This window comes from Pirellulales bacterium (genome assembly GCA_035546535.1).
In the GTDB taxonomy this organism is placed as follows: domain Bacteria; phylum Planctomycetota; class Planctomycetia; order Pirellulales; family JACPPG01; genus JACPPG01.
Window position 1 is genome coordinate 64,519 of the sequence record DASZWQ010000061.1, and the last position, 10,393, is coordinate 74,911.

Sequence of the window (10,393 nt, forward strand, 5' to 3'; positions counted from 1 at the left end):
TACCGGCGCGCTCCTCTTCTATCAGAATGCCGCCGCTTGACAAGTCAACAGCGGGCAGGGAAACCGTCTCGGTACGCGCCGTGACAAGCTCATTACGAGCCGGAATCTGGCAAGCAGGATGGGCATGGGGTATTATCGCCGCAGACCACGAACCGTGTCGAAAAACGGCGGATTCCGCTTAACACTGGGCAGGTAGTCGGAACGTCCACGACGGCATTCATCGCGCGATCGCCCTGCGGCCTCGTTGCCGCTTTCGAAGGGAGTCCGGACAATGCAAATTGAACTTACCTGGCTGGGACATGGCACCTGGTCGATCGTGGCGCCCTCGGATGAACACGGGCCGCAAACGATCCTGATCGATCCTTTTCTCGATGATTCACCGACGGCCGCGGCAAAGGCCGACGGCGTGGCGGCGGATTTCATTCTGGTTTCGCACGGACATTTCGATCACATCAGCGACGCCGCGAAGATTGCCCGTCGCACCGGCGCGCTTGTGATCTCGAATTTCGAGATTTGCGAATGGCTGGGTAAACAGGGAGTCACCCGCACGCATCCACACAACCTGGGCGGCGGCTCGGCGCAGAAATTCGGCCGCGTGCAACTGACGATCGCGCATCACAGCTCGATGCTGCCCGACGGATCGAACGGAGGAAGCCCGAGTGGATTCTTGCTGTGGATCGGCGGCCGCAAGCTGTATTTTTCTTGCGATACGGCATTGTTCTACGACATGAAGTTGATTGGCGAACACGGGCTCGACCTGGCGGTGTTGGCGATCGGCGACCAATTCACGATGGGCCCCGACGAGTCGATCCGCGCGATTCAATTGCTCAATCCGAAGATGGTCATCCCTTCGCACTACGACACCTGGCCCCCGATTCACCAGGATGCCAACGCCTGGGCCGCGCGGGTACGTGCCGAGACGCGTTCCGAGCCGCGGGTGCTCTCTCCCGGCGTCAAGATTGTCCTAAACGGCTCGTAAGGTGCGCAAGCTGCGCGCTACAGCCGCGGCGCGGTTGGTGAAAAATCCGCCAATCTGAGCTATCGACGGTCCTGCCGAGTGCGATTGCGCAAAAGCAAGGTTTCGATCGCCCGCCGGGCGGCTGCCCGAACGCGGTATGTTCCCCTACAATTCCATGCGTCATGCGAATCCGTCTAACGAAAAACCGGTCCCTGGGGGTGCCCTATGTCGCGGCTTGAATCTCGGCGAATCCATCGTTCCATGTGCTGCCTAATGGCCCTGCTGGCGGCGAGCGTGTTCGCCTCGGCGGCCCGGGCCGACACCGATTTGCAATGGAAATTCAAACCGGGGACGAAAACCCACTTCGAAATGAAGATGGACGCCGTGCGCGAGACGAAAAGCCGCGACATGGTCTTCCAACTGAAAATCAATCAGATCATGGACATGACCTGGGAAGTGGTCGACGTGGATTCCGACGGCAATGCGACCTTGCACCAGACGGTCGACCGGGTGCGGATGGAGGTTACCCTGCCGCAAGCCGGGCAGCCGCCTGTGAAATTCGATACCGCGCAGGCAGATAAAACGCCCGGCGCGGAAATTCCCGCCAAGATTTTCGGCGCAATGGTCGGCAAGCCCTTCACCGTGAAAGTGACGCCGGCGGGAAAAGTGCTCGATATGACTCCGCCGGAGGGCCTGGCGCAGGCGTTCAAGAACATGCCGGCCGGCGGCGGGATGACCTCCGAAGAAGGCTTGCAGCAAATGATCAAGCAAAGCGTGATGCCGATGCCCGAAGGGCCGGCGGCGGTGGGCAAGACCTGGGAAAGCTCGGCCGAGATGGATACTCCCCCGTTCGGTAAGCAAATCAGCACCACGTATTACAAGTATGCCGGCACCGAAGACGTCGATGGCAAGAAGCTCGAAAAGATCGACATCACGATGGACGTCAAGCTCGAACCTGCCGCAGACGCGCAAGCGAAAATCAAGCTGAAGGACAATACCGCCGGCGGCGAGATTCTTTGGGACGCCGAAGCCGGACAGCCTGCCGTGTCGCAGGTGAAGACCAAAACGAGCTTCGAGATCACGATCAATTCGATGACGGTCGAAGAAACGTTTACGACCAACAGCACGATGAAACGCGTCGAGGGGGGCGAGGCGCGGGAATTGTAGCAGGCCGTTGTGGCGAGACCGCGTTGCCAGGCACAGTCTCGACGCGTCGCTCGCCGCGGGGGATCGGCGCGGTACTTCGCCGAAATTAAACCTTGCCGGACCGACGGAGCCATCGCGGCCCGCACCAGTTACTTTTTGCTTTCCAAGAGCGCCAGTAACCGGTCCAGGAGCGGAACCTGGTCGGGGTGTAGCAACTGTCGCGCGCTGGCGAGAGTCACGAACTCGGCCCGGTCGACTTCCCAACTCGTGGGGCTGGGAGCGGCACCTTCCGGCGCTTCGCCGGCGAAGGCGTGAATCTCCTTGCGGCTCTTCGTGAGGATCACCGATCCCAGCGCCAGCAAGGAGCCGGCGACGACGCCCGTCTCTTCGACGCTTTCGCGCCGCGCCGCGGCCTCCAGCGCTTCGCCGGGATCGGGCAGCCCCTTGGGAATGCTCCACGGCGCTTGCCGGTTGTAGTTGCCGGACGGATGGACCAGCAACACTTCGAGGGATTCGTCGCGGGACGGTCGAGGCTCGACGAATCGATACAAGAGCACGCCGGCGGATTGCTTCATCGCCGCAGTGTAGCAGGGCATCGCGCGGCCGCCACACACTCCGGACCGCTCTAACCAATGCCCCCGCCGTAATCGCCGCAGGTCCATGGCCGTCAGAGAGGCCATCATGGCAAGGTGAAGCGTGGCAAGCCGCGCAAAAAAAATGCGATGCCGCTACCGAAGGCATCGCACATTTCTCGTTTTTCGTTTGTTACGGTTAGCGGCGACGGCGCGCCCAGCGAACCAGGGCCACCAGACCGATGACCGCCAGGCTGATCGTACCCGGTTCGGGGACCATCGCGTTGCCACCGAACGTTCCCGCTCCGGCTGCCGTGGCCGAGAGGAAGAACAGCGCCGGATCGACGCCGCCGATTTGCAATCCGCCAGCCCCCTGAGCGCCGGTCCACGAGCTGAAGGTGAGCGAGAAATTATGCTCGCCATTCGGGAACGTCAGGAAGTCGGACGTGTACGTGATCGTCACACCGGGCAGGGCCGTGTCGGACGACATCGACGGCGCGCTGCTGCCGATGATCCCCAGCAGCGTGGCGTTGTTGAACGTGACCGTGAGCAGGTTGTTTTGTGATCCGGAGCCTTCCGCGGCTTGTGTATCACGAATGATCGAGATCGAATTCGGAAGGCTGCCAGTGCCATCAAAGCCTTGGGCTCCGACCAGGCCACCGAATCCCGTCGAGACAGCACTCGTCGTGCTGGAGGTCATCGACAAGTGCGCGCTTTGGACTCCCTGCAGGTCTGCCGGAAGCGTTCCGGTTACGGTCAAGTACGTGAAATTAACAGGGATCGCCGCACCCAGGGGGCCGCCGGTGGACGTACCGAAATCGGTCTCCGCGGCGCTGCCGTTCAGAGCGAATAAGTTTCCGCCGGGAGCTGCTTCCGAGAATTGCGCGAAGCTGGCGGGAACGGCGTAAGCCGTGGTAGCCAAAGCAGACAGAGCCCCTGTCGCAACGAGAGCGCAACAGAATACAAAACGATTGTGCCGACTAGAAGAAAACCTCACGGTGTATACCTGACTAGTAGAGTTCCGAATGGTGTAAAGAGTGACTTTTAGAGAGACTCTTTTTCGGAATTCACTAGCTTCTACCGTGGGTTTAAAAGAGGGGGCGACATTTCGCCCGACTGCTCGCGATTCTAGGAACCCCTGACAGGTGTGTCAACTAAAATATCCGAATTCCTGGAAAACCCGGCCGAACCGTCCGAATTCCCGAGAAAGGAGGCCGATTTTTGAGGTCTTTCCCGCTTTAGTTGGCCGTTGGATTGAAACGGGGCCGCCAGGGTCTGAAATCTTGAAGCACTAGCTTCAAAGTGGCAGCCACTGTCCGCACCCTTTGGCGGAACCTGGGAGGTTTCGGCGAAGCTCTTCGGCAGAAAAGCCCTGCCAGAAACCTTGCTCGTCGTGGCAATCGTCGCGTGGCACATGATTCGCTATTTGCAGGCATTGCCCGGCACAGTGCCGCACGCCGGTATTGCCAATTGCCACCCCCTGCACACTTATAGGAGCTTCCCTTATGCTCGCCCGGCGCTCGTACGTCATCGGTTGGAACGGCGGGGATCGGCGGTGGCAAATTCGCACGACGACAGGGTTCGTGCTGCTGGAATCGGACTCGCGACGCGAAGCTGCGGTGCTATGCGCCCGTTTGAATCGACGTTTCCCGGCGCGACGGCCTGGACTGCCGGGGACCGCGGTAGCCCGGGCGACGGCCCGACAGGTCCGTCAATGCGAACAGGGCACGAATCTCGTTTCCGACCTGCTTGCAACCGGCCGCTAGGATACAATGCTGCCGTGGACGAACGTTTGCTGGCCCTGCCGATTTGCGATGATCGGCACGATTCGCCGGGGGAGCGAGCAGCGACGTTGGTCCAGGGGCAGCATCGTGGGATTGTATTCTCGTTTTATTTTGCCACGGATTCTTGAATTCGGCATGAGCCGGCCCGGCGTGATGCGCGAGCGACCGCGCGTCCTGGCCGATGCCCACGGCGAGGTGCTGGAAATCGGCTTCGGCACGGGCTTGAACCTGGCTTGCTATCCGCCGGCCGTGGACCGGCTGGTGGTGGTCGATCCGGTCGAGATGTTGAAGAAGCGCGTTGCCAAGCGCCTGGCCGCGGCGCCGATGCCGGTGGTCGTGGAAAAAGCCGATGGTGCGGCGTTGCCCTTCGATGCGCGACGCTTTGATTGCGTGGTCAGCACCTGGACGCTGTGTACGATCCCCAAAATCGATGACGCTTTGGCCGAAATCCGCCGCGTCCTTAAACCCGGCGGCCGATTCCTGTTTCTCGAGCATGGCCTGAGCGAGAACCCGCGCATGGCGCGGTGGCAAAACCGCGTCGATTGGCTGCAGACGGTCTTTATCGGCGGCTGCCATGTAAATCGTCGGATCGATCGCCTGGTCGCCGATTCGGGCATGTCGATCGAGCGGCTGGAACGATTCGAAATCTCAGACATGCCTCGTCACATGGCGGCCCATTACCTGGGCGTGGCGACGGTGGCATAGCGCCGAGAGGCGGTTGGCATAGCGCGGCAGGATCGTCGCACAGCGCAGGGGGATAGTGGCACAGCCCCTTGCGCCAGGGTACAAGAGTAGGAACAAGCCCGTTACATCCAAAGCCTCCGCATGACGCGAGGCCTGCCCAGCGCGGTCCCGCCCACAACGAGCATCGCTGCTTGCAAAGCGGCGGCATGCTCGCCTCAACCATCTGGAGAACACCCGATGACGTTCTCTCGCATGACGATCGTCTCTGTCGTCGCTCTCTCCATCGGTATCGTTACGGCCGTAGCGGTCCAGGCCGCTGATCCGTTGCCGATCGTCGCCGGCGTCGAGCTGCAACCGCTCAAGGCGCAGGTCGCCCGCGTGGTGCAGGCGTTGGATCTGGCGGGCGCGCCGCTGACGGCTGAGCAGAAGCAAGCGCTCGACGCGGCGATGGCCGAGATGGATCCCGCCAAGAGCCTGCTGGCGATTCAAAGTGTGCTCGATCCTTTGTGCCTGGCTGGGGTGACGATCAATCCCGAAAGCCGGGTGAAAGTGGCCGAGGGGCAAGCCGCCAAGGACCTGGTGCAACACGGTTGGCGCGTGTTTCTCGTCAAGGTCGCGAATGAAGCGGGCGTGACCGCGGCGCTGCAAGTCAGCAGCCCCAACGCCGCGAAGCTGCACAAGCCCTCGAGCGGCCACCCCGATCCGCCGCAGTCGATTTCGCCGCAGGATGTCAGTGAACGCTGGCTCGACGTTTCGCTCGCCAAGTCGCAGCCTTTGAACAAAGAACTGTCGGGCCTGCCGCTCGAATATCGTGTCATCGAACTCTATAGCCGCGACGTCGGGCAGCGCGAGGCAAAGCTGATGTTCGACGTCGGCCAGGGGACGCAAGACCTGGGCTTTCGCAATGAGTTGAACATCCTCTTTCAATGCGAGCCGGCCGTACACGTGGCGCTCGAAGTGTTGGACGACGACGGCAAACCGACGACCGGACAGTTCGTCTTTCGCGACGTGCTGGGCCGTGTTTATCCCTCGCGGGCACGACGCATGGCGCCCGATCTGTTCTTCCACGACCAGATTTATCGCCACAGCGGCGACATCGTACTGTTGCCTCCTGGCAAGTACTCGGTCACCTATTCGCGCGGACCGGAATATCGCATCCTCACGCGCGAGATCGACGTGCCGAACGCCGCCACGCATCGAGAAGTCTTTCAGCTGAAGCGCTGGATCAAGATGGCCGACCACGGCTGGTATTCCGGCGATCACCACGTACACAGCGCCGGCTGCGCGCATTACGAATCGCCCGAAGAAGGCGTCCAGCCCGAGGACATGATGCGACACATCCTGGGCGAGGATTTGAATATCGGTTGCGTGCTCTCATGGGGCCCGTGCTGGTACTTTCAGAAGCAATACTTCGAGGGCAAGGTCAGCGCGCTCTCCATGCCCCACAACCTGATGCGCTACGACGTCGAAGTGTCGGGCTTTCCCAGCTCGCATTGCGGGCACTTGTGCCTGCTGCGTTTGCAAGAGGACGACTACCCCGGCACGACCAAAATCGAAGAATGGCCGAGTTGGAACCTGCCGGTCTTGAAGTGGGGTAAGGAGCAAGGAGGCGTGGTCGGCTTTTCGCACAGCGGTTGGGGGCTGCAAGTGCCGGCCACCTCGCTACCGACCTACGACATGCCGCCGTTCGATGGCATCGGCGCGAACGAATACATCGTCGACGTCGTGCACGGGGCTTGCGATTTCATCTCGGCGGTCGACACCCCTTTCATCTGGGAAATGAATATCTGGTACCACACGCTCAACTGTGGTTACACCTGCCGGATCAGTGGCGAGACCGACTTTCCCTGCATTTATGGCGAACGCGTCGGCTTGGGACGCGCCTATGTAAAGCTCAAGGGGGACATGAACCAGCCGCTCGATTACGACCAGTGGGCACTCGGCATTCGCGACGGGCGTAGCTATTGCTGCGATGGCTTGGCGCATTTGTACGACTTCAAAGTCGGCGACCTGGGCGTGGGCGAGCCAGGTGCCGGCGGCCGCGCGAGCGTGCTCGCCGTGAAGTCGGGGGCCAGGCTGCCCATTCGCGTCAGTGCCGCGGCGCTCTTGGATGAAAAGCCGCGCGCGGACATCCGCCGCCGCAAGCTCGACCAGAAGCCGTACTGGCACGTCGAACGCGCCCGCGTCGGCGACACGCGCAAGGTCCCCGTCGAATTGATCGTCAACGGCGAGACGGTCGAGAAGCGCGAGATCGAAGCCGACGGCAGCATCAATGACCTCTCGTTCGAGTACGTGCCCAAGGCATCGTGCTGGGTGGCGCTGCGCATCTTTGCCGCGGCGCACACCAATCCCGTGTTCGTCGAAGTGGATGACAAGCCGATCCGCGCCAGCCGGCGCAGCGCCCAGTGGTGTCTGGACGCCGTCGACGTGTGCTGGAAGCAGAAGCTGAAGAACACCCGCGAGCCGGAACAGGCCGCCGCGGCAGCCGCGTACGAAACAGCCCGCGAGGCCTACCGCAAGATCCTGGCCGAGTCGCCGGCGGAGTAGGAAGCTGCTCTGATCGAAACGCGACCGAACGCCGCGGCGTGATGCTCTTAATCCTGATGTACGCGCGAACCTAGGCGTTCTCGCGTGTGTCTTGATCTTTCACTCCTGGCACCGCCGCCACGCGTCGCGCGCCGTCGGGGGTTCGCAGCGTCAAGAGCAAAACGCTTCGTTTTTCGACTCAGGGTGATTTCCCTAACAGCAAATTTGCTTGACCCTGCCGGAGTGATTTGCATAGTATGCCCATGTCGCGTGTGTCGTGGCTAACGTGGCCGCGACCGGACTAGAGGCCCGCCGTGATGCCGGTCTGGAATCGGCCGTCCAGCGGGGAGGCTCTAGAGGAAGGAGGTGGTCCCTATATGTGTAGTGATTTCCAGAGGTGGCTCGTCTGACGCTTCAGCCGACGGGCTGCTGAGCTCCGTTTAAGGAGCGCGTCAGGCAGCCGATTCTGTTGACGAGTCAATGAGTGTTCGTTGAGGAAGCCGGTCGGGTCTCTCGGTCGGCTTCCTCTCTTTTTCGACAGCTCTTTTCGGTAGCGAGCTGTTGCCAGACCGGAATCTACGGCCGAACCGGTCGTTCTTAGCCCAGCATCCTCGTTCGCGGTGCGAATTGCTTGCCGCCGTTCGCATACTCTGTCACGATGAGTGGTGGGAAGGCGAGGGAGCAACGGCCGATGTTCTGCCCGCTACGAGCACGGACGAAGTTGGTGCAATCGAGCGCGTTTTGTTGCGCGCTTTTCGGATCGGTGTCGCTCGATAATGACGCCGCGGGGCAGGCCACGCGTACGGTAACGCCGTCGGACGCACCGACGGCAAACGCGCAATCGCCCCGGGTACCGCTGACGCGATCAGCGACGGGCGCCTCGATCGGCGCGGGGAGTGTTCTCCGGCCCAGCGGCTTCCTCACCTACGACGCGTTCCCCTTCTCGCCCCTGTTTGGTTATCCGGCCGTCAACCTCGGCTTTCCGCAGCCGCTCGGCCATCAGATCATTTCGTATGGCGCGAACGGCTATATCTATCGGCCCGTGACCGATCTCGGCGCGTATTACGATCGCGCCGCGGCGGCGCTAAAGGCCGGCAACTACAGCCAGGTCTTGATCGAGCTGGATCCGGTGCTGAAGGAAATGCCGGAGGATGGCGACACCTGGATGCTGCAGGCGCAGGCACTTTTTGCGCTGGGGACGTATGGCAAAGCGGCCACCGCGCTGCACACGGCGCTGCGGCTTTTGCCGCAGTCGTCGTGGGGGCGCCCGGTGATGAAGGCGGGGGAATACTTTTCCTCGGAAGCTGAGTTCACCGCGCGATTACGCGCTCTCGAGGCCTACGTGCGCACGCACCCGCGCGAAGGGGCCGGACATTTCCTGCTCGGTTACTATTACGGCTATCGTGGCCATCCATCGCAGGCTGTAGCTGAGTTGCGCACGGCCTTGCAACTGGTCACCGGCGATGACGAATTGGCCAACGCACTGCTGGCGCCCCTGGGAAGCGCGCCTGCTGCGGACGATGCGGGCGAAAAACCGCGTCCGGCGCTCGACGAAGGCGACGGGCCGCGCGAATTCTGACCGCCGCACGGCTCTGGGCCTTGGCCAAAAACGGCCAGCCATTCGCCCCTTTTTTCTTTGACGGGGCGGATCATGCGCACTACCCTGCGAGCTGTCCTGGTTTCGCAGTCTCAAAAAAAGGGGAGAACGCTCATGATTTGGAACTCGACGCTTCCGCGCCGGATGGCACTCGTCATCATGTTCGGCGGCTTGCTCGCTGCCGCGGCGCCCGCTCGTGCGGCCGTGGTGAACGGCGGTTTCGAAACGGGCACTGTTTCCGGATGGACGGTCGTGGGATCGGGGCATGCCAGTGATTCCACGGTCGGCGTGTTTCCCACCGAAGGCTCGTACCAAGGCTACATCGAAACCACGGGCAACTTCACGGCCCTGGTCCCGGCCGTCGCCGCTTCGCTAGGACTTACCGCTTCAACCATTCTTGGGTTGGGGGCGGGCACTCCGACGAATGGAACCGGCATCTCGCAAGTGGTTACCGTGAACGCCGGCGACACGCTCACTTTCGATTGGAATTTTCTCACCGACGAACTTAACGAGTCGGCGACGTTCAACGATTTCGGCTTTTTCTCCATTGCCGGCGACGCCTTCCTATTGGCCAGTCGCAACAGCAGCACGTACGATACCACCTCGCCGCCGGCCGGGTTCGATGGGCAAACCGGCTGGGCGTCGCAAAGTTATACGTTTGCGACGGGCGGCAGCTACCAAATCGGCTTCGGTGTCTTTAACGTGGATGATTCGGGACATAACTCTGCCTTGCTGATCGACCATGTCTCGTTACCGGTTCCGGAGCCGTCGACCCTGCTATTGGCCGGCCTCGGTTCGAGCAGCTTGCTCTTGTGGCGTCGTCGGCATCGGAAGCTGGCCGGTCCAACAGGCTGCTAAACATTTCATGGCGCGCACCCGATCGGCTCCGCTCGTAAATTAAGAGCGATGCTTCACACGCAATCGGTCATGCGCGGCTTGAAATCAGGCCAGCGCCTTCGCTAACATGCCACACGTACGCGGTATCCTAAGAACGTGTCTTCAAATGTATTTGTGTCGGGTCAGGGGGCGTGACATGAGGTTGATCATGGCGATGTAGATCATGGCCTCGCTGGTTTCGGTGTTGCGTTCGTAGTCGCGGGCGTGGCGGCGGTAGCGGACGAGCCAT

At 61.6% G+C, this 10,393-nt stretch carries 9 protein-coding genes; 6 read left to right on the top strand and 3 right to left on the bottom strand.

Annotated features, from left to right (window positions below):
• Positions 1-271: 271 nt before the first annotated feature.
• Positions 272-979 carry a metal-dependent hydrolase gene (locus VHD36_08265; protein HVU87301.1) on the top strand — a complete coding sequence of 236 codons (708 nt, stop codon included), beginning with the start codon at positions 272-274 and terminating at the stop codon, positions 977-979.
• 252 nt (positions 980-1,231) lie between these two features.
• Positions 1,232-2,125 carry a DUF6263 family protein gene (locus VHD36_08270; GenBank protein ID HVU87302.1) on the top strand — a complete coding sequence of 298 codons (894 nt, stop codon included), beginning with the start codon at positions 1,232-1,234 and terminating at the stop codon, positions 2,123-2,125.
• A gap of 128 nt (positions 2,126-2,253) precedes the next feature.
• On the opposite strand, the gene VHD36_08275 is transcribed toward VHD36_08270, so the two are convergent.
• Both VHD36_08275 and VHD36_08280 read right to left on the bottom strand, forming a co-directional pair.
• Positions 2,254-2,700 (bottom strand): NUDIX domain-containing protein, encoded by a 447-nt coding sequence (locus VHD36_08275; protein ID HVU87303.1) that lies wholly within the window; start codon positions 2,698-2,700, stop codon positions 2,254-2,256.
• 175 nt (positions 2,701-2,875) lie between these two features.
• Positions 2,876-3,598 (bottom strand): PEP-CTERM sorting domain-containing protein, encoded by a 723-nt coding sequence (locus tag VHD36_08280; GenBank protein HVU87304.1) that lies wholly within the window; start codon positions 3,596-3,598, stop codon positions 2,876-2,878.
• Between the two features lie 997 nt (positions 3,599-4,595).
• On the opposite strand from VHD36_08280, the gene VHD36_08285 reads away from it, so the two are divergent.
• The 4 genes from VHD36_08285 to VHD36_08300 all read left to right on the top strand — a co-directional run bounded on the left by VHD36_08285 (position 4,596) and on the right by VHD36_08300 (position 10,125).
• On the top strand, positions 4,596-5,165 hold the full coding sequence (locus VHD36_08285) for a class I SAM-dependent methyltransferase (protein HVU87305.1): 570 nt from the start codon (positions 4,596-4,598) through the stop codon (positions 5,163-5,165).
• Positions 5,166-5,381: 216 nt separating this feature from the next.
• Positions 5,382-7,691 (top strand): CehA/McbA family metallohydrolase, encoded by a 2,310-nt coding sequence (locus VHD36_08290; protein ID HVU87306.1) that lies wholly within the window; start codon positions 5,382-5,384, stop codon positions 7,689-7,691.
• A 670-nt stretch (positions 7,692-8,361) separates the two neighbouring features.
• Entirely contained in the window at positions 8,362-9,249 is an 888-nt protein-coding gene (locus VHD36_08295) for a hypothetical protein (GenBank protein ID HVU87307.1), read from the top strand.
• A 132-nt stretch (positions 9,250-9,381) separates the two neighbouring features.
• Complete coding sequence (locus VHD36_08300; GenBank protein ID HVU87308.1) at positions 9,382-10,125, top strand: PEP-CTERM sorting domain-containing protein; 744 nt, start codon at positions 9,382-9,384, stop codon at positions 10,123-10,125.
• Positions 10,126-10,266: 141 nt separating this feature from the next.
• On the opposite strand, the gene VHD36_08305 is transcribed toward VHD36_08300, so the two are convergent.
• Positions 10,267-10,393: IS5/IS1182 family transposase (locus VHD36_08305; protein HVU87309.1), on the bottom strand; the 127-nt coding region annotated here is incomplete at its 5' end.